Genomic DNA, 23,127 nt, shown 5'->3' with positions numbered 1-23,127 from the left:
GTTCCCCTCGCTGGTGACTCTTGGGCTTTTCCATCCAAGCCTCGTCCCGGAATTCCCGCAATGGGGAGCCCTCCCCATGGGAGCTCCACAGGTCTATCCTTTTGCCATGAACGAGCTCCCAGCCGCTTACAAGGAATACCTCGCCTCCCAGACCGATCACGTTGGCCAGGCCATCCGGCCCGTCCTGCTCCAGTCCGCAGCGGACCAACGGCACGGCGTCCGGATTACCTACAACCCCGGACCAACGGGCCACCAGGCACATGTGGATGAATCCATACCCTACGGAGAAATAGTCGAGGACATCGACTAACCCTTCATGGCTCCGGACAATGCGAAGGAGCTTCCCATGCTTCGGGACACCACTGCGTAAAGCAGCAGGACCGGCACGGAGTACAGGATGGAGAACGCCGCCAGCTGACCGTAGGCGATGGCGCCGTGTTGGCCGAAGAAGCTGAATATTGACACTGCTGCCGGTTGCTTGGCCGTAGACAGCAGCAGGATGAAGGGGACAAAGAAGTTCCCCCATGCCTGGATGAACACGAAGATGAACACCACGCCCAGGCCTTGGCGCATGAGTGGCATCACGATGGTTCGCAAGGCCGCCATGGTGGACGCCCCGTCCACCCACGCGGCTTCCTCGAGTTCCAAGGGCACCGAATCCATGAAGTTCTTGGTCATCCAAATTGCCATGGGCAAAGTAGTGGTGGCCATGAAGAAGATCGTGGCTGCCATTGAGTCCAGCAGGTGCAGTTGGACGAACAAGCCGTACACCGGAACCATGATGGCGGTGACCGGCAACGACGTTCCGAACAAGACGGAATACATGAACGGTTTGTTGAACCGCGATTGATAACGGGACAACGGGTAGGCGGCCAGCACGGCGGCCACGACGTTCACCGCTGCCGTGCCGGCAGAGAGGACAAAGCTGTTGGCCAACGGCCGGAACAACAAGTCAAGCGTGAGAACGGCCCGGAAGTTCTCCAACGACGGCGCCGCCGGCCAGGTGGTTTGATGCCCGGCCTGCGGGTCGACAGCCGCGAACAGCAGCCACAACAGGGGCAGGACAAAGCAAACACCAATCAGGGCCAGTGCGATGTCGGCTGCGAAGCGGGCCTTGCGGCGTTCGGCTCCACCCGCCGTCGAAAGTTCAGGCCGTTCCCGGGTTCGCAAACGATCGGACATCATGGGCGCCGCACCCGCAGCAGCCGCACATAGATCGTCCCAAAGACCATGCCCAGGACGATCAGGACACACGCCACAGCCGTACCGTACCCAATGTCGCCGAATTTGAAGGCCTCCTGGTAGGCCAGCACGGGCAGCGTGGTGGTGGCGTTGGCTGGCCCGCCTGCGGTCATGACCCAAATAAGGGTGAAGACCGCCAAGGTCTGAAGCGTGATCAGCATCAGGTTCGTGGCGATGCTGCCCCGAATCAGCGGCAGGGTGATGAACGCGAGCCGCTGCCAGCCCCGCGCCCCATCCATCAGCGCGGCTTCGGAAATATCGCGCGGAACTTCAGCCAGCGCGGCCCTGTAGACCAGCATTGAGAAAGCCGTTCCGCGCCACGTATTAGCGAGAATAATCGCCACCATGGGGAAGGAGTAGAGCCAGTCAGCACCATGGCCGCCAAAGAATTCGAGGATCTGGTTCAGCGTTCCATCACGGTTGAAATAGGCGTAAGCGGCGAACGCAGCCACGATTTCCGGCAGCACCCATGCAGCCACCACCGCAGTACCCACCCACGCCGAAACGATCCTGCGGGAGCGGACCATCAGCAAAGCGATGAGCAAGCCCAGGACGTTCTGGCCAATGACCGCGGAGGCGACAACGAACACCACCGTCAGCCAGGCGGAAAACGGAAAAGAGGTATCCCCCAGCATCCGCACATAGTTGTCCACGCCCACCCATTGCGGATCCCGGGCTCCGCGGCCCGAAAGGGCTGCGTCGGTGAAGGACGCATAGAACGACCACAGGATAGGGGCAAGCAGGAACAGCAACAGCAGAAGCACCGAAGGGACTACCGGCAGCAGCCGCACGTAGCGGCGGATCGTCATTTCTCGAGGACCTTGTCCTCACCCACGAGCTTGCGGACCGTCTGGTCGTACTCGGCGGCAGCGTCTTCCGGACTCTGTTTGCCGGTAATGACAGCTTCCGTCGCCACCTGCACGGCAGTGGAAATCCTGGGGTAGTCGGCAGTGGCGGGCCGGTAGTGCGTGACCTTCACCAAGTCGGAAACGTCTTTCACGAACGGATTCGCCGCAAGATAAGAGGACTCGGAGGCCACATCCGTCCGGACCGCTATTTGGGAGTTCTTAATGTCATACGCCAGAGCGTTCTTCTTGTTCAGCACCGTGGTGAGGAATTGGAAGGAGAGCTCGGGTTCCTGGCTTTTGGCCCCAACGGCCAACGTCCAGCCACCTGACATGCTCACACCGCCGGGTTCCTGTCCTTTCTGGGTGGGGAACATGGCCACGGCCATCTCCTGCTCGTACCCGGCCCACTCGTACGGTCCGCCCTTTTGCCAGAACGACGGCGAGTAGGAGCCTTCCACGGTTGCGCCCAGTTTGCCTTGCGGGAACCACTCGCCGAAGACTTTCTTCCAAACATTGGCGTCCAATGCTTCAGCCGGGGTCACAGCAAGCTTTTCGTCGTAGAGCGTCTTCAGGAACGCCAAGGAGTCGGTGAAGCCCAAGGAGCCCACCACCCACTTCTTTTCCTTTTCGTCGTAGAGCGTGCTGCCTGTGCCGTAGAGCAGCTCATAGAAGCTCTGCATGACGGTACCTTCGCCGGTCCCCTTGCCCGCATACATGCTGAACGGGATCAGTGTGGGATCGGCCGCCTTCATGGCACGAGCCGCAGTCAGAATGTCTTCCCAGGTCTTTGGCTGCCACGGCACAGCGATGCCGGCCTTTTGGAGCACCGTCTTGTTGTACCAAATCGCACGGGTGTCCGTACCCAGCGGAACGGCATAGATGCTGCCATCGTCCGCCCGACCGGCAGCCTTCGCTGCTTCGTCGAAGCTTGACCAGTCAGCCCACTTCTCAAGGTAGGGATCCAATTTCAGCAAGTAGCCGGCGTCAACGTCGGAACGCACCTTGAAGGTGTCCTCGTAGAAAACGTCAGGGGCCGTGTCCGGGGAGCGCTGCGCCAACGCCAGCTTGGTCCCGTAGTCGTCGTCGTTGGCCTGGATGGGCTGAAGATCGACGGTGACGGACGAGTTGGCACTTTCGAATTCCTTCTTGGCGTCCTGCATCACTGCATCCAGCGCCGTAAATGAATCCGTCTTTTGATACGCGATCGTGAGCGTCTTATTCCCCGCCTGCGGTGGCGTCGAAGAGCAGGCCGTTGATGCCAAGAGGCTTGCAACGACGGCAAAGATCGCGGTGAACCTCGTTGGGCGGTTCATGGTTCTCCATTCGGTCAAAGTGGCTGCAGCCCCCACACATGCTTTGGCCGAGCCTGGCGGATATTCGGTTGTCCCTGCCCGCGGTAGCCGGGGCAGGCCGTCGTCGTCCTAGCCTTCGAGCAATAGCCGTTGCGCCCGGGGCGCCAGCATGTGTTCGAGCACCAGGCAGGCTGCTCCAATCGCGCCAACATCCTCGCCTACCCCGGTGCCCACAACCTCTATGCCGTGGATCATGCGGGCCGCGCTGTTCTCAGCAAGCAGCCCCGGAACGCGCTCCAGGAAGTATGAGGACATCCGGCCCCAGAAAGGACCGCCGAAAACGACCCTTTCAACGTCCAAGGTGTTGGTCACGACGGAAACCGCCCGGGCCACGAGCGTTGCCGACTTGTCCAGGATGGCAATGGCCTTCTCGTCCCCGGCGTCCGCTTTGTCGCACAGCAGCGCGTACCGTTCCTGGACCTCCGGCCCATCCGCGCCCTCACCGTGCCCATCCAGCACTCCAGCGGCTTCAGCCTCGGCCACCAGAACCTGTGGGATACAGGACGACTTCACACAACCGCGCAGGCCGCAATCGCACTGGGGACCGTTGGGGTCAACAATGATGTGGCCGATTTCACCGGCGTTTCCAGACGTGCCACGGACCACTTCGTCGTTCATCACCAGGCCGCAGCCGATGCAGGTTCCCATGTACATGAAGACGAAGCTGCCTGCGCCGCTGGCTCCCCCAGCCCATGTTTCGGCGACAGCTGCGCTGGTCACGTCCTTGTCCACGAGCGTTTCCAGCCCCGTGGCCTCGGACAATGCTTCGCGAATGCGCACCCGGTTCCACCGGGTCAACAGTGGCGGCTCCACCACAGCGCCTTCGTCGAGGTCGATGGGACCCGGAACCGCGACGCCAAGTCCTGCGATCTTGGACGCGTCAACGCCGGATTCCTCGATCAGGATGTGGATCTGTTCAGCGATGCTCGTGATGACCGCAGCGGGATCGCCTCCCGGGGTTGCCATCCGCGAATGCCGCACCACATCGCCCACGAGGTCCAGGACCACGAAAGTGATCACCGCGGGATCCAAGTGAACGCCAACGGCGTACATTCCTGATGGGTTCAGACGCAGGATGGTCCGCGGTTTGCCCGGACCCGAGCCTTCCTTGCCAGCCTCAACAATGAGTTTCTGGTCAAGGAGACGGCGCGAGATGTTGGAGATGGTTTGCGGGGATAGACCGACGATCTGCGCAAGCTCGACGCGGCTTAGTCCCCCGGTAGACCGCCGGATGGCCTCCAGGATGACGGTCAGGTTGAAGTCCCCCATGCGAGGCAGATTCGTTCCGCGCCTCGGTGTCGGCTGCCGGATCTCAGTCACTGATTCCCCTCGTTCACAAAACACTCGTCGAACTTCATGTGTGTCTGAATCGTACGATACCCCCGTCCACGCGCATACGCGCACACGCTGGCGACGGAGTCAGGGCTTGGTAACGATGACACTGAATTCTATGTGAAAGCCGTGCGCGATGACGCCTCATCCGGCCCGGCGACTTCGCGTTACGGTGAACTTCGGATTCCTGCCCTCCGCCGACGTCGGGCCAATGAGTCGCTCAAGGGCCGAACGATACTGCAGGTGACTGTTGTAAACCGTCCACAGCTCGCCTCCAGGAGCGAGGACCCGGGCCGCAGCCTCAAACATCTTGAGGGCCGCACCTGCATGGACGCTCGCGCCCAGGTGGAAGGGTGGGTTCAGCAGGATGAGATCGGCACTTCCTGGCTCCAGCGTTGACATGGCGTCGTCGTGGATGACGTCGATTCGGTCCTGCAGGCCGTTCGCCGATGCCGTGAGTCGTGCCGAGGCCACAGCACCCGCAGACTGGTCTGTGGCGATCACCCGGGCATCCGAATGTTGGCGCGCGTACATCGTGGCCAGTATGCCTGTCCCACATCCAAGATCGACCATCTGGCGTGCTGCCGGGATCCTGTCCAGGAAGCTCAACAAGTAGCGCGTACCGATATCCAGGCGTGCGCCCGAGAACGCTGCTCCGTGAGCGCAGACTGTGATTCCAAGTTCAGAGATGACTTCTGCCAGCGGGAAGGGCGGCTCTGCAGGCACGGCCTTGGGGCGGGCAGCAACGAGGACCCGGGACTTCTGCCGAGCCAGTTGCGGTTGGACAGATTCGAAGAGGCGTTCCAACACCGCGTTCATGCCCAGAGACATATGCTTCACGCGTCCACCGGCCAGCAGGACTGCATCCGGCGCTGCATAGCGGGCTACGGCGTCGGCGTATTCCTCCAACTCGGCAAGGGACTTTGGCAACTGCATCAGCACCAACTCGGCGGCTCCCAGAAGATCGGGACCCAATTCATGGTGGCTGTAGCGATTCGACAGTCCGGCGGCTTCAGCATTACGCTGCAACGCGAGCCTGCCGGTGAACAGATCCTGGGTGACGCGCACATGCTCAACGCCGAGCCCGGCAGCCGCGCCCAGGGTCAAGGCCCCGTACCGGTCCCCAACAACGGCGATCCTGGCGCCGGGCTCCACCATGCCGGCTGCCGTCTCCAGCAGAAGCCGATCCGTGGCGTCGTACGCCTGCAGGTTATCGGCCTCAACGTCAGGAAGCCTGCTCAGTGACCCGAACAGCGCCTCAAGATCCAGTGCGCTCACGATTGCTGTTTCCCGCTTTCCGTCTTATACACCCGTTGGCACCCCGGCCTCGTAAGAATTTCGTTCGCTGCAGCGTCTCGACATCACGGGGCGTTCGGAGCATTGTGGTTTCTGCATGATGCATGATTACTCGTCATCGCCTTGGCCGGCCCTTCGACCCTGACGATGGCGACCGCTGGTCCCGGAGGCCGCTGAGCCAGGCGCCGGGACTGCAAACGAACCGGCTCCTCTCACCTGCGAGTAGGCCATGACCGTCAATGTTGTCACGAACCTTGAAGTAAAGTCCCACAACTCTCCCGATGAAACGCGCCGCCCGGACAAAACCGTGGTGGACATTGTCACCGTAGGAGACTACACAATCGGCCGCTCGACCTTCGAGCCCGGCTGGACCTGGGCCGACTGCATCAAGCCGGTGGTCGGCACCGACTCCTGCCAGTTGAGCCACGTTGGCTTCTGCGTCTCCGGAGCCTTGGAAGTCGAAACGAACGATGGCGGCAAGATCAGTATCTCCGCCGGTGATTCGTACACCATTCCTCCGGGCCACAACGCCCACGTTGTTGGCGACCAGCCCTTCCAAGGCATCGAATTCCTGAGCGCCGCAGAATTCGCGCGCCCGGCGGAGTAGGCAGTTCCACTCGGGAACCTGACCGACAAACAGAAAGACCCCGCTCAACAGAGCGGGGTCTTCATCCGAAGTGGAGCTGAGGGGACTCGAACCCCTGACCCCCTGCATGCCATGCAGGTGCGCTACCAGCTGCGCCACAGCCCCGGATGTGTTGAATTCTTCAGGAAGATTTCCCTTCCCGCCGAAGCAACTCGTCAATACTAACCACATTCTTTCGAGAAGCGAAATCGCAAACGCGTGAGCTGCATCACCCGCTACATTGCCCCTTGAATGCTGCCCTTGCAACGGCCGGGGTGCGCTGGATTGTCCACCGCACCTCCCCCCAATGGCCGCCGTGGGGACCGGGCGGAAGCCCGATACGTCCCCACAGGAAGTCTAGAGTCAGACCGCGCCTTAAACAAAACCGTTCAGTCGGTTTCCGGCCTGTTGGTCGCCCGGCCGCCGGTGATAGCGTTGTTGGGGACTCGACGGCGGTCCCGACTTCCGCCGCACCGTGAACTACCCGAGGGGTTCTCCGCCGACCATGCAGCAACGTGCGAAAGACACACGCCTGTCAGTAATCCAGGGCGCCGCCCGGGTCTTTGCGGAAATCGGCTACGGCAATTCCAGCCTCAGCGACATCACACAGCGGGCAGGTGTCACCAAGGGCGCCCTCTATTTCCATTTCAAATCCAAAGAAGAACTGGCCCTGGCAGTCATAGCTGAACAGCATGCTCTGGTCCTCGCCGCCGGCGCGGGGATTGTAGCTGCCGACATACCCGCACTGGACAAGCTCATTGGCCTCTGCAAAATGTTCGGCCAACAGTTGTTGGATGAACCGATCGTTCAAGGTGGCATCCGGCTGACCTTCGAAGCCTCTGCTTTTGACGCTGACGTTTCCGGTCCCTACAAGGACTGGATCGCCACCGCGGAGGCACTCCTCAGAACGGCGCAGGAGGAAGGGTCCGTTGGTTCAGGCGTGGACCCGGCCGCGTTCGCGCGATATCTCATCGCATCGTTCACCGGGGTCCAGATGGTCTCCAACGTTCTGACCGGACGCGAAGATGTCCTCAGCCGCATCGATCAGATGTGGGAGTTCATGATGCCTGCTCTGTCGCCGCTCGCGAACTAGAGCTTTGTGTTGTCCCTTGCTTCTCCGGCCGCAGAAAACAAGAAAGCCACCCGACCGGGTGGCTTTCTTGTTGATGGTGGAGCTGAGGGGACTCGAACCCCTGACCCCCTGCATGCCATGCAGGTGCGCTACCAGCTGCGCCACAGCCCCATATTCTTGCTGCTTCACGAATACTTTTTCAGCTATCCTCGCCGAAGCAACTCAAATATCTTAGACCAGCATTTCCGAAAATTCCAAATCGGGCATATTCGGCTGCCGGACTGCTGGCGTTACTCCGAGTCTTCCCCGGAGGCGACCTTTGCAGAAGCGTCGTCCCCAAGTTCGAGATCGACCACCGGGCAGTCCTTCCACAGCCGCTCCAGTGCATAGAAGACGCGGTCCTCAGCGTGCTGGACATGGATTACGATGTCCGCGTAATCAAGCAGGACCCAACGGCCCTCGGAACGGCCTTCGCGGCGTACCGGGCGGAGGTCCTGCTTCAACAGCTCCTCCTCAATACCGTCAACAATGGCGTTGACCTGGCGTTCCGTCGGTGCAGACGCGATCAGGAAGATGTCAGTCAGCGCCAGGCGTTCGCTGACGTCCAGGGCGACAATGTCCTCGGCAAGCTTCTCTGATGCGGCAAACGCGGCATGGCGAGCGAGGGCGATGGATTGTTCATGTGCAGTCACGGGACTCCTTGTTGTGGCCAATGGCCTGTAAATGGCGAAAGCCGTTAATAGCGGACTAACCGCTGGTGATCATGATGATGCCGGCAATCAGCGCAACGATGCCGAGGGCCAGGACTCCGAGCTGAAGGAGCCGGTTGCGCTGAGCCCGGGCAAGGCCGGCTGTATTGGCATCGAGAGGGTCAAGCCCATATGCCGTGCTGGCCGCAATGGGCGGCCGCTGGGATTCCTCGTCCGGCAGCTGAGTTGCCACCGGAGCCTTCCGAGCAGACTTGGCCACAGCTTCGGCCCGGGCAAGGACACCCGAACGCCCACGCGATGGGCGGCCTTTGCTGGCAGTTGAGTTATCCAGCGACGGGCCAGGTGATGTCACGAGCGGCACAAAGGTCGTGGAAGGACGCTTCATGACCGGACGCTCTATACCCGGGACCTTCACGAATTCGAGCGGTGTCACCATCGCAAGGTTGTTCGCCGTCGAGGGCCCTGCCGACTGTGCCGGTGCCGCTTGACCCACGGATTGCGCAGCCGCCTGGCCTCCCGCTTGCTCCGCGAGTTTCTGCTTGGCGGCGGCACGCTTGTTGAGGACCGCTGCCCGCTCTGCAAGGGCAATCTGCTGGGCAAGTACCTCGGGATCAACCGCCAGCGGATCCTGGTCCGCTATGTGCTCGAGTTTGGCTGTCTGGTTCTGAACCTGCGCGGCAATGAGCTCGCGAACAGCCAACGCCTGCTCCACGGACATGTCCGCTTCGGAGGGGCCGCCGACATGGCCTTTAAGAGGTCCTGCCGGCTTTTCCTCCGTCGGACGGGCTTCGGCGGGATCGCCGGGCTTGGCTTCGGGAAGAGGGACAATCGGATTGGCCGACGTCGCTACCTCGGCCTGCAACTGCTGCAAACGAAGCTGACGGCGAGTGGGCGGGCCACCGCCGGAGAGTTGCTCTTCCTTGTCAGCGAGTTCCTTGATGGTGCGCAGGGCTGCCCTGTCGCGGGCGCGGATCTGCGATGAGCGTTCCGGTCCAGTTGCCCCCACGGCATCCACTGGAACGTCGGCGGCCCGGCGATTCCGGCCCATCCCGCGGTGAGCTTCGACGTCGGGTTCGGCGTTGGCTTCATGCTCGGGAGGGGCAGTAGCAACCGCTACCTGCCCGGCCGTGTCAGCCTGCTGTTCCCGGGCGCGACGAAGCTCACGCCTGCTGCGGATGGGTCGCTGTTCCTGGCTCATTCAAAACTCATTCAGTACGTGCTTGGTCGTCTGATCCGGACAATGCAGGTGCCAGCTCCCCTGCCCCGGGCTGCCCTGCGTACAGTCCATACTTGGCGATGTACTGCACCACACCGTCTGGTACGAGGTACCACACCGGATTTCCCGCACCCACACGGATGCGGCAATCCGTGGACGAAATGGCCATGGCTGGCACCTCGAGGAGGCTCACGTCTTCCCTGCCCATATCGTCAAGGACATGGCCAGGGCGGGTCACACCGACAAAGTGGGCCAGCGACCAGAGCTCATCCACGTCTTTCCAAGACAGGATCTGGGCCAAGGCATCAGCACCGGTGATGAAGAAGAGGTCAGCGTCGGGGCGCTGAGTCCGGAGATCGCGCAGAGTGTCAATGGTGTACGTGGGTCCAGGACGGTCAACGTCCACCCGGCTGACAGTGAATCTCGGGTTGGAAGCCGTGGCAATGACCGTCATCAGATAGCGGTGCTCGGGCTTGCTGACCTGCTTGCTGGACTTCTGCCAAGGTTGCCCGGTAGGAACGAATACGACTTCGTCGAGATCGAACTTGGCGGCAACCTCACTTGCAGCCACAAGGTGGCCGTGATGGATAGGATCGAATGTTCCACCCATCACGCCCAGCCGAAGCCTGCGCCCCGACTCCCCGCGAGGTGTTGCGGCGATAATGTTAGTGGCCTTGGCCGTGAGTGTGCTTGTTCGGGTGCTGGCGGTGCGGATCGGAGTGCTCTTCCACTGCCTCGTGGCGGTTGCCAAGGTTGGTGTAGGAGAGGGTTACGAACATCAGAACCAACAGGAAAGCAAACATCACAATGCCGAACACCCACGGCTCAGCCCACAGCGGGGCGAGTTCCTCGTGGCCACCCTCTGTCTGGGCGGCAATGGACGTGGCGATCTGCTGAAACAGCATTTTCTCCCCTAGTGGCTCTCAAAGGATTTTTGACGGCGGGGCTCCCCACCGTTCCGGACTTCTGTTCTATGTTACCGCGTTGTCAGCCGCGGATCTGGCCTTCGCCCTGCACGATCCACTTGGTGGTGGTCAGCTCGGTCAAGCCCATGGGACCACGCGCATGGAGCTTCTGCGTCGAAATACCCACCTCGGCCCCGAGACCCAGCTCGCCGCCGTCGGTAAATCGCGTAGACGCGTTGACGATCACTGCGGCAGAGTCGATGTCCGCAATGAACTTCTCAGCGTTGGCAAGGTTGTTGGTCAGAATTGCCTCGGTGTGTCCGGTAGTCCATTGGCGAATGTGCCGGACCGCGTCATCCAGGCTGTCCACCATGGCAACAGCCAGGTCCAGGTCCATGTACTCCGTGGCCCAATCGACGTCGTCGGCAGGCACGGTTTCCACGTCCTTGCCCAGCGCAGCAGCAATCCGCTCATCCACATGGAGCGTCACTCCGGCGGAGCGAAGGGCAGCAGCGACTGCCGGGAGCACAGTGGACCCCGAGTGCACCAGCAGCGTTTCCACGGTGTTGCACACGCTGGGCCGCTGTGTCTTGGCGTTGAGGAGGATCTCTACGGCCATTTCTTCGCTGGCAGACTCATCGATAAAGATGTGGACGTTGCCCTCGCCGGTCTCGATGACAGGCACTGAGGAGTTGTTGACCACGGTCTGGATGAGATCGCGGCCTCCACGGGGAATCAGGACGTCCACGCGGCCACGGGCACGCATGAGCACGTTGGCACCCTCGCGTCCGTACTGGTCCACAGTCTGGACAGCATCAGCCGGCAGGCCTACTGAGTCCAAGGCGTCCCGGAGAATCCGGACCAGTGCCTCGTTGGTGTGGGCAGCAGCGGAACCACCACGGAGAATGACGGCGTTCCCGCTCTTCAGGGCGAGCCCGGCAATATCGACCGTGACGTTCGGGCGGGCCTCGTAAATCGCCGCGACAACTCCCATGGGGACGTTGACTTGGCGCAGGCGCAGCCCATTGGGGAGAGTCTGTCCACGCACCACATTGCCCACAGGATCGGGCAAGCCAGCAAGGTTCTCCAAGGCAGCAACCAGGCCTTCGATGCGGGCAGGGGTCAGTGTCAACCTGTCAAGGAGGGCAGCCGACGTTCCGTTGGCCTTCCCTGCGGCGACGTCCTTGGCATTGGCGGCCAGGACATGCTTTTGTCCGTCCAGCAGTGCCGCTCCGATCGCGCGGAGCGCTTGGTCCTTCCAGGCACGGTTGGCCTGGCCCATACGGCGGGCTGCCTTTCGCGAACGGTCCGCGATGGCGTGCACAGCAGCCTGGACATCTTCCGGCGACAGCGGGACTCCACCAGCCGCAGGGCTTTCCGGCGTCCGGCCGGTGGTACCGGAAACGTCGGAAATCACAGGGGCGTCGGGCGTCAGCGCTTCAGTCATGGTCCAAGTTTAGTTGAGGGGTGGACCTAGAGGAGCACCAAGTCATCAACATGAACAACTTCGCGGTCATAGCCTCGGCCCATGGCCTTGCCGAGTTCCTGTGTTGAGCGTCCCAGCATGCGGGGCAGTTCCTCCGAAGAGTAGTTCACCAGGCCTCGCGCCACCACGGTGCCATCAGCGGCCACCATTTCCACAGGATCGCCGGCCTCGAATTCACCGCTGACATCCGAAATGCCGGCGGGAAGGAGTGACCTGTGCCGATCGCGCACGGCTTTGACGGCGCCGTCGTCGAGCACCAAACGGCCCTGGACGGTCGCCAAGTGCGCCAGCCACAGGAGGCGGACGGGCTTGCGGTTGCCGTTGATGGCAAACCACGTTCCCACGTCCTCCCCCGCCAACGCCGCCGCGGCGTTGGGCGTGGACGTCACGAGGGCATGGATGCCGGAGCCAGCGGCGATCGACGCGGCCTCCACCTTGGTCATCATCCCGCCGGTTCCAACGCCCGCTTTGCCGGCCTTGCCGATGGTGACGTCTTCGAGGTCCTCAGGACCGCGAACCAAAGGAATACGCTGGGCGCCTTGCGACGGCGGGCCGTCGTACAGGGCATCGACGTCGGACAGGAGCACCAACGCGTCGGCTCGCACCAAGTGGGCCACCAAGGCAGCCAAACGGTCGTTGTCCCCGAAGCGGATTTCGTGGGTGGCAACGGTGTCGTTTTCGTTCACCACAGGCACGACGCCAAGGTTCAACAGTCGATCCAGGGCCCGGAAAGCGTTGGTGTGCTGCGTCCGGCGCATGAGGTCATCAGCGGTCAGCAAAACCTGGCTGACCGTCACGCCATGGGCGCTGAAAGCCTGGGTGTACCGGGCCATCAACAGCCCTTGCCCCACACTCGCCGCTGCCTGCTGCGTCGCCAGGTCCTTGGGCCGCTTGGCAAGACCCAGCGGAGCAAGACCGGCAGCGATTGCGCCCGAGGACACCAGAATGATCTCGGTGCCCGCGTTGCGCTTGTCCGCAAGGGCATCCACCAGCGCTGTGAGCGACTTCTCGGAGATGCCGCCCTTGATGCTGGTCAGGGACGACGAACCGACCTTGACCACAATCCGCTTGGCGGTAGCCAGCGCATGGCGCTCACTTGCCTCTGCTGCGTTGGGAGCTTCGACTGTTTTAGTCGTCATCACCGGTATCCAGGTTGCTTTCCTTAATAGGCTGCGAACGACGGCGGTTGACGGACTCGGTCCAGATGCCCGCCTTGCGCTCGGCTTCAAGTTCGGCGCGTGCAGCTGCCTTGGCCTCGCGGCGTTCGATCTGCTCATCACGCTTCTGCGAACGTGTGGGACGGTCGCCGATGTCCGCAACGCGGATGTCGGTGCCGCGAGGGGTGGCCAGAAGCTCGGCGCCGGCCATCATGGTGGGCTCCCAGTCGAAGACCACGCCATCGTCTTCACCGATGACAACGGTATCGCCAGGTTTGGCGCCTACCTTGAAGAGCTCGGTCTCAACGCCGAGCTTGGCAAGGCGGTCAGCCAGGTAGCCAATGGCTTCCTCGTTGGTGAAGTCAGTCTGCTTGACCCAACGTACAGGCTTCTCGCCGAGCACGCGGAACAGCGGCTCGAGGTTCTTTTCCTCACGGCGGATCCGGAAGCCGGACTCATTGACCGCACGCGGACGCAGGATGGGTGGAGCAACCTTTGGCGGCGCAGTTTCAACCGCATCGCGGGCAGCCTTGACGATTTCTGCCATGGCGAAACCTAGCTGGCGCAAGCCTTCATGGCTGGTGGCCGAGACTTCGAAGACACGGTATCCGCGGGCTTCGAGGTCCGGGCGAACGAACTCTGCCATGTCCTTGCCGTCGGGCAGGTCCACTTTGTTGAGGACCACGAGCCGGGGTCGCTCGTTCAGCGGCACCACTTCGCCGTCGACACCTGCATAGCTCATGTCCACGGCGTACTTGTCCAGCTCGGCCTCGATGATGGCGAGGTCCGACAAGGGGTCGCGATCTGCTTCGAGGGTTCCACAGTCGAGGACGTGAACCAAGGCGGCGCAGCGCTCAACGTGGCGCAGGAAGTTATGGCCAAGGCCCTTGCCCTCGCTGGCACCCTCGATCAGGCCGGGAACGTCAGCAATGGTGAACCGGACTTCGCCGGCCTGGACCACGCCGAGGTTGGGAATAAGGGTTGTGAAGGGGTAGTCGGCAATCTTTGGCCGCGCCGCGGACATGGCAGCGATCAGGCTCGACTTGCCGGCAGAGGGGAAGCCCACCAGCGCGATGTCTGCAATGGACTTCAGTTCCAGGACGATGTCGCTGGACTCGCCTTCGATGCCGAGCAGCGCAAAGCCCGGGGCACGGCGTTTCTGCGAGGATAGCGACGAGTTGCCGAGGCCACCCTGGCCGCCGGCAGCAGCAATGAACTCCGTGCCTTCACCCACGAGGTCGGCAAGGACTTCGCCGTCCTTGGTCTTGACCACTGTGCCGTCCGGCACCGGAAGGATGAGGGTTTCTCCGTTCTTGCCACCGCGCCAGTCACCCATGCCGGGGCCACCATTGGTGGCGTGGCGGTGGGGAGCGTGGTGGTAGTCAAGGAGGGTGGTGGTCTGGGAATCAACGCGCAGGATGACGTCGCCGCCATTTCCGCCGTTGCCGCCGTCCGGACCACCAAGCGGCTTGAACTTCTCCCGCTTGACAGAGACACAGCCGTGGCCGCCGGTTCCACCGGATACGTGCAGGACTACCCGGTCTACAAAGCTCGCCACGTGAATCTCCTCTGTTGCTGTTGCCAGCGAAATTGCTATATCCAGCGCACCCGGAAGCGCCCTAGTTGATTGTAATGCGGTTAAAAGAACGGTGGAGCGGGCCGTTTGGCCCGCTCCACCGGTTCAGAACTTGTTGTTACTCTGCAGCTGCAGCAGCAACGATGTTCACTACGCGACGGCCGCGACGAGTACCAAACTCAACCGCACCTGCCTCGAGAGCGAACAGGGTGTCGTCGCCACCGCGGCCGACACCGGCGCCCGGGTGGAAGTGGGTGCCGCGCTGGCGGACGATGATCTCGCCAGCGGAAACTACCTGACCACCGAAACGCTTGACGCCGAGACGCTGAGCGTTGGAGTCACGACCGTTGCGAGTGGAACTCGCGCCTTTTTTGTGTGCCATGTGAAATGCCTGCCTCTAAATTTCTGGGGAAACTGAAAAACCTGAACAGAGTAACCAGAGGTTACTTGATGCTCGTGATCTTGATCTTGGTCAGTTCCTGACGGTGACCCTGGCGCTTCTTGTAGCCGGTCTTGTTCTTGAACTTCTGGATGACGATCTTCGGACCACGGAGGTCCTCGAGGATCTCAGCCGTAACCTTGACCTTGGCCAGGTCAGCAGCTGCAGACGTGACCTTGTCACCGTCAACCAGGAGCAAGGCGGGCAGCTCAAGCGTGCTGCCGGCTCCACCGGGGACGCGGTTCAGCGTTACGTAGTCTCCAACGGAAACTTTTTCTTGGCGGCCGCCTGCGCGGACAATCGCGTACACCACTTGGGTACTCACTTCTCTCGACGTTTCTTACTAAATTTGCGTGCGGAACCTTGAGCCGGAATCAGGCCTGGTTCGCGCTGTGCCTCAACGCCGTGGACTTCAGATCGAAGTCCGCGAGTCATCCCATGAACAATTCCAAGGGGCATAACCCAAGTGTTGGCGTAAGCACCGAAGATCAAGATTACGCTAGTTTGGCCTTCGGCTGCAAATGAGGCCGGGTCCGGAGGTCTCCACGTGATGATCATCACCAGCTGGAACGGACTCGCCCGGCACCGTGCCTAAAGAGCATACAGCCTGCAGGCCCTGTTTCGGGGATTTCGCCACGGCGCGCGCCGTCTCGGCAGAAAACCGCTCAAAACCCCCTGCTAAGCGAACAGCCTCGGAGCATCGAAGAACGCTGTTTCATAACGGCACGAGTGGGCGAAGGCCTCAAGCATGGCCTCCCATTCCTGAGCGGATGCTGACGCCGCCGCGGTGGCTGTGTAATCAATCGCCTTCCGGGTTGCCGCAGCAAACTCTTCATCGGCGTACGTCCGCAGCCATTCAGCGTAGGGGTGGCCTGCCGGCGCGCCGGCTTCCACATATGCCCCGTGCAACTGCTGGCCCACTTCGGCATACAGCCAGTAGCACGGGAGTATTGCCGCCAACAGGACCGCATAGCTTCCCGATGCAGACGAGGCCAGCAGGTGGTCCACGTATGACTTGGTGACCGGGCCTGTTTCGGTCGATGCCTGACGAGTGCTGAGCCAGTTTCTGTGCAGCTCCGATTCCACTTCAAGGCACATTTGTGATCCGCGCGCCCAGAACAGTTGCTCTTCCTCACTCGGTGCCAATGCCCCGGCGCGCGCCAGGACCCGCGAATAGCCGTTAAGGTAGATCGCGTCCTGGGCCAGGTAGTAGCTGAACTGGGACTCGGACAACGCGCCGGACTGCAGTTCCTGAATGAAGTTGAGGCCATAGATGGCATCAAGCTCTTCAGTGGCAGCTGCCCACAACCTGGCTGCGAAGTCGCCGGGCCGGGCGGCTTGGGCCAAGTGGTGGAAATGATGGACGGGGCCGCTGCCCTGCCCCACTTCGAGGGTGTCCGCCGCTGTGAGGGCCGTGAGCAGCCAAGGTTTGACCTCACGCAAGGATGCTTCCCAATCCCCCGTGCGGGCCTGCACGGTGGCAAGGGCGGACGATAGGGAGCATCCAGTCCCGTGGCTGTTCTTGGTAACCACGCGGGGTCCGGCGACTTCCAGTACGTCCTGCCGCAACAATCCACTGGTATTGACCAGCGCGTCAGGACATTCAGTACCGGCCAGGTGGCCGCCCTTTACCAGGACGGTATTGCCGCATTCGGCCGCGAGGCGCTTCCCCTGCTCCAGGGCAGTAGCCCAGTCCGGGGCCTCGGGCTCGCCAAGGAGCATGGCAAGTTCAGGAAGATTCGGAGTTATCAGGTCGGCAAGAGGCAACAGGCCACGGAGCGCAGTTTCGGCCGACTCCCGCAGGAGGCGGTCACCGCTGGTGGCGATCATCACCGGATCAAGGACCACGACGGCGGGACGCACCTTCTCGAGCCAGCTGCGGACTTCTTCGATAACCGCTGTGTCTCCGAGCATGCCAATCTTCACGGCGTCAAGGGAAATGTCGTTGCTGATGGCATCGAGTTGCTGCCGCAGGAATTCCACCGGGGGTACATGGACACCGGTGACACCTTGGGTGTTCTGGGCAGTGAGAGCCGTGATGGCAGCCATTCCGTATCCACCGAGGGCAGCGATGCTCTTCAAGTCTGCTTGGATTCCGGCACCTCCGGAGGGGTCCGAGCCGGCGATGCTGAGCACCCTTGGTGTTGGCCGACCCGCAGCAACGGCTACCGGGTAGACAGGAGAATACGACGCTGAAGTCATGAAGACATCCCTTCGCCGGTGCTAACCGGACAGGTTCAACGGGTCTGGATCTCAGCCTGGCCCTGCGCCCGGCACCCCGTGTCAGCTTCCTAGCCTAGCGGGGATGGACTCTGGTAACGGAACCGTGCCGTCTTGATCGGCGGGATGTGACTGTTGCCGACGGGATGCGACTGATGCTCGCCTAAAAGGGCCGACAACGACGCCGGGCCCCGGCAGAGTCCGTTGGTCACGGATTCTGCCGGGGCCCGGCGATGTACAGCTGCGCAGTGGCGGGAACCTACAGCTCGGAAGCGGGCACGCCGACTCCGAGAATGATGGGCTCGTTGGCTGCCACGGGCTTGGCCGGCGCTACGGTGGGCGCCTTGGCCTCATGCGCCGTGCCGCCCCCACTGGAGGCAGCTACCTCGTGGTGCTCCACGCTGGTCTCGTTGGCTGCGCCCTGCGCCCGGCTGGCACTGCGGTTGCGGCGACCACGGCGACCGCGTGAACGGGAAGAGGCCTCGTGGGCTTCCTCAGCGTATCCATCCAGTTCTTCGGACGATGCCTTCGGTTCCCGTTGCGCCGGCTGGGACGCAACGGGACTTTCGGTTTCAGCAACCGGCGCAGCCCCAAGATGCGAGAAGGCCTCGGCGAGGAGGTCCAAGCTCATGGCCGGTTTACCGGAGGACACTTCCTCGGCATGTTCTACGAACGGAAGGGCAACTTCCTCGCCCCCGAAGCGCAGAACCGGCGTCGATCGTGATTCACGTGAGGCCGCATCCTGGCCGCCACCGGCAGGAGAACCGGCAGCGGCGCCGCCGGAGTGCTCTTCATGGCTCGCAAGATGTGCCTGCTCCTCGGCCGCCCGATGCAGTTCGTCGTCGTGCAAGTGTGCTGCGTGTGCGGCCGCCGCAATGGTGGCCAATGCCGCCCGGGTGGCTTCTGCCTTTGCTTGGCGGACCGGATCGGTGGTTTCCGGCGCCGGTGCGTGCGCGGCAGGAGCGGACGCCGAGGTGTGAACGGCCACGGGAGCGTCGGCAGTAGCCTGTCCCCCGCCCTTGCCACGGCGGCGCTTGCGCTCGGTGCGGGCGGGCGGCTGCTGGGTTTCGGTGTGCGGGCGGTGGTGCTCCGCCGCTACGACGTTGGCCCGGCGGTGCTCGACGGGTTCGTCGTGGGTGACCACGCCGCGGCCGGCACAGTGCTCGCACTGCTCGCCGAAGACTTCCAAAAGGCCGGTACCCATGCGCTTGCGCGTCATCTGGACGAGACCCAGCGACGTCACTTCGGCTACCTGGTGCTTGGTGCGGTCGCGGCCCAGGCATTCCACCAGGCGCCGGAGGACCAGGTCCCGGTTGGATTCAAGGACCATGTCGATGAAGTCGATGACAATGATGCCGCCGATGTCGCGGAGGCGCAGCTGCCGAACCACCTCTTCGGCCGCTTCAAGGTTGTTCTTGGTAACGGTTTCTTCAAGGTTTCCACCACTGCCGGTGAACTTGCCCGTGTTGACGTCCACCACAGTCATGGCTTCGGTGCGGTCTATGACCAGCGAACCACCTGAGGGCAGGAAGACCTTGCGGTCCAGTGCCTTGTGGATCTGCTCGTCGATCCGCCAAGCCGAGAAGATGTCCTGGTCCTTGGTCCACTTTTCCAGGCGACCCACCAGGTCCGGGGCAACATACGTGACGTAGGCCTCGATAGTGTCCCATGCGTCATCGCCGGAGACGATCAGTTTGGAGAAGTCCTCGTTGAAGACGTCACGGACCACCTTGATAGTCAGGTCCGGTTCGCCGTAGAGAAGTTCCGGTGCCAGGACCTTGGTGGAGGACGCCTGCCCTTCGATGCCTTCCCACTGGGCGCGAAGACGGTTGATGTCGTGCGTCAGCTCTTCCTCGGAAGCACCTTCGGCAGCCGTGCGGACAATAACGCCCGCGTTCTCCGGCAAACGGTCCTTCAGGATGCGCTTGAGACGGTTGCGCTCGACGTCGGGAAGCTTGCGCGAGATGCCGGTCATGGAACCGCCCGGTACGTACACGAGGTAGCGGCCCGGCAGCGAGATCTGGCTGGTCAGGCGGGCACCCTTGTGGCCCACGGGGTCCTTGGTCACCTGCACCAGAACGGAATCCCCCGACTTCAGCGCGTTCTCGATCCGGCGCGGCTGACCTTCCAGGTTGACGGCGTCCCAGTTCACTTCACCGGCGTAGAGCACAGCGTTGCGGCCGCGTCCGATGTCAACGAATGCCGCCTCCATGGACGGGAGCACGTTCTGGACCTTGCCCAGGTAAACGTTGCCAATCAAAGAGTCCTGCTGGGTCTTGGACACGAAGTGCTCCGCAAGCACACCGTCTTCCAGGACACCGATCTGAATTCTGTCGTCGCGCTGGCGGACAATCATCTGGCGGTCAACAGACTCGCGACGCGCAAGGAACTCGGCCTCGGTAATCACCTGGCGGCGACGTCCGGTCTCACGGGACTCGCGGCGGCGCTGCTTCTTGGCTTCCAGACGCGTGGATCCCTTGACGCTGGTCACCCTGTTGGAGGGTGCAGTTTCCGTGATCGGGCGCGGGGCACGGACCCGGGTGACCGTGTTGGGCGGGTCGTCGTCCGAACCGCCGGTCAATTCAAGGTCTTGGTCGCCACGGCGGCGACGCCGACGACGACGGGAAGTAACTCCGTCTTCCAGGGTTTCGGCTACTGGAGCCTCGTCGTCCTCTGCTTCACTGCCGTCTTCGGCTTCGTTCTCTTCGCGGTCGGTTCCACGGCGTCCGCGGCGACCCCGGCTACGACGACGGCGGCGGCTGCCGGCATCCTCAAGCTCGGTTTCGGTGCCGGCTTCGGCTGTTTCCTCCGCCTCTTCTTCTTCCTTCTCCTCGGCGGCGGGACGCACCACGGTGCTCAGGTCCGGCGCCTGGAAGATCATGGAGGTGATGGAGACGGGTTCCAGGAACAACGAGGAAGAACCGGGTGCGGATTCCTCGGAAGTCGCTTCTTCGTCCGCGGCTTCGCCGTTGACCGGTGCCGCTTCCTCTGTAGCCACCGGAGCGGCAGGAGCCTCAGCGGCCGATTGAGGAGCGTCCGCGCTGGCCGCCTGAGGCTGGGTGCCGGCATCCGGCGTCGTGGTTTCTTCGACCGTCTCCACAATGGTGGCGGATTCCGCAGCTTCAACCTTGGGCTTGGTGGTCCGACGACGACGAACCGGCTTTTCCGGGGCTGGCTCGGCAACTGCTTCGGTCTGGGTTTCCACTGCTGCCGCTTCGGTGGTCGCGGGCTGTTCGTCGAAACCGGGCAGGGGCTCCGCGGCTACTGTCTTCTTGGTGGCGCGGCTGCGGCGAGCGGGCGCCTTAGGCGGCTCAACGGCGTCGGTAGTACTTGCCGCTTCAGCCGACGTAGCCTCAACCTCCGCCGTAGCGGCTTCGGCCGCCTTTGGCGCAGCTTTGCGCGTTGTCCGAGGGGCTCTCGTTCTGGTAGCTTTCTTGGGCGCTTCCGCAGCCTCCGCGGGAGCTGCTTCTTCGTTAACGGCTACAACCTGATCATTATCCATATGTGGCAACACTCCTGCCCCAGCGACACCGCCACATCCGGTGCCCAGAGGGGCAAATATTGTCAAAACCCTCAGGCATTGACAGAAGTCGGTAGTATTCCTTCCGGTTCGCACCATCATTGGGGTGCGGCAGCCCTGGAAAGCCAGCGACGCTGTTCTGGAACCCGTTGTTCTGCTGCCACAACCAGGTGCCGTCCATATCCATGGCGGGCCTACCGAGGATCACGTGATCCGGGCATGCCCCTGCTCATGGTGGCGGTCTTGGGAACAAGTCACCGGACCGGATTCCGAATGTGGATCGGCTTCCGGCCATGTTCATTCTCTCACACCCCCACGCATTCGGAGCGTAGGGCGCTGTGTCGCACCCCCCTCCGTGACCTGCTCCGGAAGCTGGGAGCTGCGCCCAGCCCGCGGCGTTAGAATCCTCCCAAGAGCCGTTCCCGGGAAGACCGGGCCACTTTTGTAAAGGATCACATCCGCGATGCCGAGCACTGCCAGCGAGAACCTGGCCAACCAAGCGCCCACCCCCGTGGAAGACACGAACACCCAGACATGGCGGCTTCCCGGATCAGTCCGCGACAAGCCGTTTGCTTGGCTGTTGCTGATCACAGGGGTCGTGGGCTGGTTGGCGTCCGGCGCATTGGTCCTTGAAAAACTGGAAGTTCTCAAGGACCCCAACCACATCACGCTTTGCGACGTGAATCCCTGGGTTTCCTGCGGCGCCGTGATGCAGACCCCGCAGAGCTCCGTGTTCGGCTTCCCCAACATGTTTATCGGGATCGTGGCCTTCGCCGTGATCATTACCACCGCGATGGGGATGTTGGCTGGGGCAAAGTACTCCCGCGGCTATTGGCTGGGCCTGCAGGCAGGCGTGACCCTTGGCTTCGCTTTCGTTGTTTGGCTGTGGTCGCAGGCCCTGTATGTCATCAACGTGTTGTGCCCGTTCTGCATGGTGGTGTGGGCCGTTATGATCCCGATGTTCGTGTGGGTGACCATCCGCAATGTCTCCCATGGAGTCATTAAGGCCCCGCCTGCACTGGCCAAGCTGCTCGGCGACTCCGGCTGGATCATCGTTGTGCTGCTGTACGTGGCCGTGATCGCCACCATCTTCTTCGCATTCATCCACGTCTTCGCAGGCACGTCCGGCTACTAAGCAGTCCGCAAAGCCGCGAGAAGACAGTTAAGGCCAATGTTCATCACGAACATTGGCCTTAACTGTCATCTCGGTGAAGCGTACCTAGCTGGCGAACCAGATCTTCATCTCGCGCTCTGCCGACTCGACGGAGTCGGAGCCGTGGACGAGGTTCTGCTGGACGGCCAGGCCCCAGTCGCGGCCGAAGTCACCACGGATGGTTCCCGGCGCAGCAGTGGTGGGGTCCGTGGTGCCTGCCAAGGAGCGGAAGCCCTCGATCACCCGGTGGCCCTCGAAGACGGCTGCAATAACCGGACCGCTGAGCATGAACTCAACCAGGGGCTCGTAGAACGGCTTGCCCACGTGTTCCTCGTAGTGCTGCTCCAGCAGCTCGCGGGTGGCGTTGACCTTCTTCAGCTCAGCCAGGGTGTAGCCCTTGGCTTCGATCCGGGCGAGGATGCTTCCGCTAAGGTTGCGGGCCACGCCGTCGGGCTTGATCAGGACAAGGGTCCGTTCAATGCTCACAGTTGCTCCAATGTGGTTGGTGGGTTTCCCAGCCAGTTTACGGGGTTTCGGGGCCAGCCTCGTCACGGTGCGAGGCGTCCCATTCAGCTTGCTCGCGGTCGCGTTGGGCAACCTCGCGGTCAATCCTCATACCGGTGCGGACGCCGTACCACCAACAGATCGCGAAGAGGACACCAACAATGAACATTGTGGGCTCGGCGAAGCCCGTCAGAATCAGGAGAAGCTGCAGGCCCCAGCCCACGTACATGCCCCAGGGCTTGCTGAGGACTGCGCAGGCCAGCACCAGCACAACGCTCAAGGTGATACCCACGCCAAGGATGATTCCGGGGGCCACCTCGCCGCGCCTCAAGCCGAAGACCACCAGTGTGCCGAAGAAGGCCACGAACGCTTCAAGCAGCAGCACCGTGGAGGCGAACATCACCTTGGTGGAACGCCGCTTCTTGGGCATGCCCGGCCGCCACTCACGCTGCGCCTTGGTCAGTTTCGCCACCG

The 23,127-nt window shown here is 62.4% G+C and carries 22 protein-coding genes, 2 tRNA genes and 1 riboswitch; of the genes, 4 read left to right on the top strand and 20 right to left on the bottom strand.

Going from position 1 to position 23,127, the window contains the following annotated elements:
• Window positions 1–106: 106 nt before the first annotated feature.
• Window positions 107–310 (top strand): hypothetical protein, encoded by a 204-nt coding sequence (locus ACIQC5_RS14345; protein ID WP_400283420.1) that lies wholly within the window; start codon window positions 107–109, stop codon window positions 308–310.
• On the opposite strand, the gene ACIQC5_RS14340 is transcribed toward ACIQC5_RS14345, so the two are convergent.
• From ACIQC5_RS14340 to ACIQC5_RS14320, 5 genes are all read right to left on the bottom strand, one after another.
• Window positions 307–1,185: a carbohydrate ABC transporter permease gene (locus tag ACIQC5_RS14340; RefSeq protein WP_400283418.1), complete on the bottom strand. Its 879-nt coding sequence runs from the start codon at window positions 1,183–1,185 to the stop codon at window positions 307–309. The genes ACIQC5_RS14345 and ACIQC5_RS14340 overlap by 4 nt on opposite strands.
• Window positions 1,182–2,051, bottom strand: a complete 870-nt coding sequence (locus tag ACIQC5_RS14335; protein ID WP_400283415.1) for a carbohydrate ABC transporter permease — start codon at window positions 2,049–2,051, stop codon at window positions 1,182–1,184. Before ACIQC5_RS14335 ends, ACIQC5_RS14340 begins: the two co-directional genes overlap by 4 nt.
• Complete coding sequence (locus ACIQC5_RS14330) at window positions 2,048–3,403, bottom strand: extracellular solute-binding protein (protein WP_400283412.1); 1,356 nt, start codon at window positions 3,401–3,403, stop codon at window positions 2,048–2,050. Before ACIQC5_RS14330 ends, ACIQC5_RS14335 begins: the two co-directional genes overlap by 4 nt.
• A gap of 108 nt (window positions 3,404–3,511) precedes the next feature.
• Entirely contained in the window at window positions 3,512–4,711 is a 1,200-nt protein-coding gene (locus tag ACIQC5_RS14325; protein WP_400283409.1) for an ROK family transcriptional regulator, read from the bottom strand.
• A 207-nt stretch (window positions 4,712–4,918) separates the two neighbouring features.
• Window positions 4,919–6,052, bottom strand: coding sequence for a class I SAM-dependent methyltransferase (locus ACIQC5_RS14320; RefSeq protein WP_400283406.1), 1,134 nt, complete (start codon window positions 6,050–6,052; stop codon window positions 4,919–4,921).
• A 247-nt stretch (window positions 6,053–6,299) separates the two neighbouring features.
• On the opposite strand from ACIQC5_RS14320, the gene ACIQC5_RS14315 reads away from it, so the two are divergent.
• Window positions 6,300–6,677, top strand: coding sequence for a cupin domain-containing protein (locus tag ACIQC5_RS14315; protein ID WP_400283404.1), 378 nt, complete (start codon window positions 6,300–6,302; stop codon window positions 6,675–6,677).
• 71 nt (window positions 6,678–6,748) lie between these two features.
• Here the strand turns inward: ACIQC5_RS14315 and ACIQC5_RS14310 are convergent.
• Window positions 6,749–6,821, bottom strand: a tRNA-Ala gene (locus ACIQC5_RS14310).
• A gap of 379 nt (window positions 6,822–7,200) precedes the next feature.
• On the opposite strand from ACIQC5_RS14310, the gene ACIQC5_RS14305 reads away from it, so the two are divergent.
• The gene (locus ACIQC5_RS14305; RefSeq protein ID WP_400283401.1) at window positions 7,201–7,788 is read left to right on the top strand and encodes a ScbR family autoregulator-binding transcription factor; all 588 of its coding nucleotides are present in this window, start codon (window positions 7,201–7,203) and stop codon (window positions 7,786–7,788) included.
• 74 nt (window positions 7,789–7,862) lie between these two features.
• Here the strand turns inward: ACIQC5_RS14305 and ACIQC5_RS14300 are convergent.
• The 12 genes from ACIQC5_RS14300 to ACIQC5_RS14245 all read right to left on the bottom strand — a co-directional run bounded on the left by ACIQC5_RS14300 (window position 7,863) and on the right by ACIQC5_RS14245 (window position 20,978).
• Window positions 7,863–7,938 (bottom strand) — tRNA-Ala (locus ACIQC5_RS14300).
• Between the two features lie 119 nt (window positions 7,939–8,057).
• Window positions 8,058–8,459 (bottom strand): ribosome silencing factor, encoded by a 402-nt coding sequence (gene rsfS / locus ACIQC5_RS14295; RefSeq protein ID WP_400283398.1) that lies wholly within the window; start codon window positions 8,457–8,459, stop codon window positions 8,058–8,060.
• Between the two features lie 55 nt (window positions 8,460–8,514).
• Entirely contained in the window at window positions 8,515–9,675 is a 1,161-nt protein-coding gene (locus ACIQC5_RS14290; protein WP_400283395.1) for a hypothetical protein, read from the bottom strand.
• A 7-nt stretch (window positions 9,676–9,682) separates the two neighbouring features.
• Window positions 9,683–10,354, bottom strand: a complete 672-nt coding sequence (gene nadD, locus ACIQC5_RS14285) for a nicotinate-nucleotide adenylyltransferase (RefSeq protein ID WP_400283879.1) — start codon at window positions 10,352–10,354, stop codon at window positions 9,683–9,685.
• 4 nt (window positions 10,355–10,358) lie between these two features.
• Window positions 10,359–10,598: a hypothetical protein gene (locus ACIQC5_RS14280; RefSeq protein ID WP_144651516.1), complete on the bottom strand. Its 240-nt coding sequence runs from the start codon at window positions 10,596–10,598 to the stop codon at window positions 10,359–10,361.
• Between the two features lie 82 nt (window positions 10,599–10,680).
• Window positions 10,681–12,045 carry a glutamate-5-semialdehyde dehydrogenase gene (locus tag ACIQC5_RS14275; protein WP_400283391.1) on the bottom strand — a complete coding sequence of 455 codons (1,365 nt, stop codon included), beginning with the start codon at window positions 12,043–12,045 and terminating at the stop codon, window positions 10,681–10,683.
• A gap of 26 nt (window positions 12,046–12,071) precedes the next feature.
• A complete protein-coding gene (gene proB, locus ACIQC5_RS14270; protein WP_400283388.1) occupies window positions 12,072–13,223 on the bottom strand; it encodes a glutamate 5-kinase in 1,152 nt (383 codons plus the stop codon).
• Window positions 13,213–14,799, bottom strand: a complete 1,587-nt coding sequence (obgE, locus tag ACIQC5_RS14265) for a GTPase ObgE (protein ID WP_400283385.1) — start codon at window positions 14,797–14,799, stop codon at window positions 13,213–13,215. The genes proB and obgE overlap by 11 nt, the downstream gene beginning before the upstream one ends.
• Window positions 14,800–14,935: 136 nt before the next feature.
• Window positions 14,936–15,199, bottom strand: coding sequence for a 50S ribosomal protein L27 (gene rpmA, locus ACIQC5_RS14260; protein ID WP_021470683.1), 264 nt, complete (start codon window positions 15,197–15,199; stop codon window positions 14,936–14,938).
• 61 nt (window positions 15,200–15,260) lie between these two features.
• Window positions 15,261–15,569, bottom strand: a complete 309-nt coding sequence (gene rplU / locus ACIQC5_RS14255; RefSeq protein WP_207616561.1) for a 50S ribosomal protein L21 — start codon at window positions 15,567–15,569, stop codon at window positions 15,261–15,263.
• Window positions 15,570–15,934: 365 nt separating this feature from the next.
• The gene (locus tag ACIQC5_RS14250; RefSeq protein ID WP_400283381.1) at window positions 15,935–17,458 is read right to left on the bottom strand and encodes a bifunctional hydroxymethylpyrimidine kinase/phosphomethylpyrimidine kinase; all 1,524 of its coding nucleotides are present in this window, start codon (window positions 17,456–17,458) and stop codon (window positions 15,935–15,937) included.
• A riboswitch (TPP riboswitch) is annotated at window positions 17,449–17,547 on the bottom strand. (Overlaps the previous gene by 10 nt.)
• Before the next feature lie 188 nt (window positions 17,548–17,735).
• Window positions 17,736–20,978 (bottom strand): Rne/Rng family ribonuclease, encoded by a 3,243-nt coding sequence (locus ACIQC5_RS14245; RefSeq protein WP_400283378.1) that lies wholly within the window; start codon window positions 20,976–20,978, stop codon window positions 17,736–17,738.
• 481 nt (window positions 20,979–21,459) lie between these two features.
• Between ACIQC5_RS14245 and ACIQC5_RS14240 the strand changes: the two genes are divergently transcribed.
• Window positions 21,460–22,131, top strand: a complete 672-nt coding sequence (locus ACIQC5_RS14240; RefSeq protein ID WP_400283375.1) for a vitamin K epoxide reductase family protein — start codon at window positions 21,460–21,462, stop codon at window positions 22,129–22,131.
• An 84-nt stretch (window positions 22,132–22,215) separates the two neighbouring features.
• Here the strand turns inward: ACIQC5_RS14240 and ndk are convergent, their stop codons facing one another.
• Both ndk and ACIQC5_RS14230 read right to left on the bottom strand, forming a co-directional pair.
• A complete protein-coding gene (gene ndk, locus ACIQC5_RS14235; RefSeq protein WP_400283373.1) occupies window positions 22,216–22,635 on the bottom strand; it encodes a nucleoside-diphosphate kinase in 420 nt (139 codons plus the stop codon).
• Between the two features lie 37 nt (window positions 22,636–22,672).
• Window positions 22,673–23,125, bottom strand: coding sequence for a DUF4233 domain-containing protein (locus tag ACIQC5_RS14230; RefSeq protein ID WP_400283370.1), 453 nt, complete (start codon window positions 23,123–23,125; stop codon window positions 22,673–22,675).
• Between the last annotated feature and the right edge of the window lie 2 nt (window positions 23,126–23,127).

Source organism: Paenarthrobacter sp. NPDC092416 (assembly GCF_044755025.1).
Taxonomy (GTDB): Bacteria; Actinomycetota; Actinomycetes; order Actinomycetales; family Micrococcaceae; genus Arthrobacter.
The sequence above is the reverse complement of the archived record's forward strand: the minus strand, read 5'-3'. Positions and strand labels throughout refer to the sequence as shown.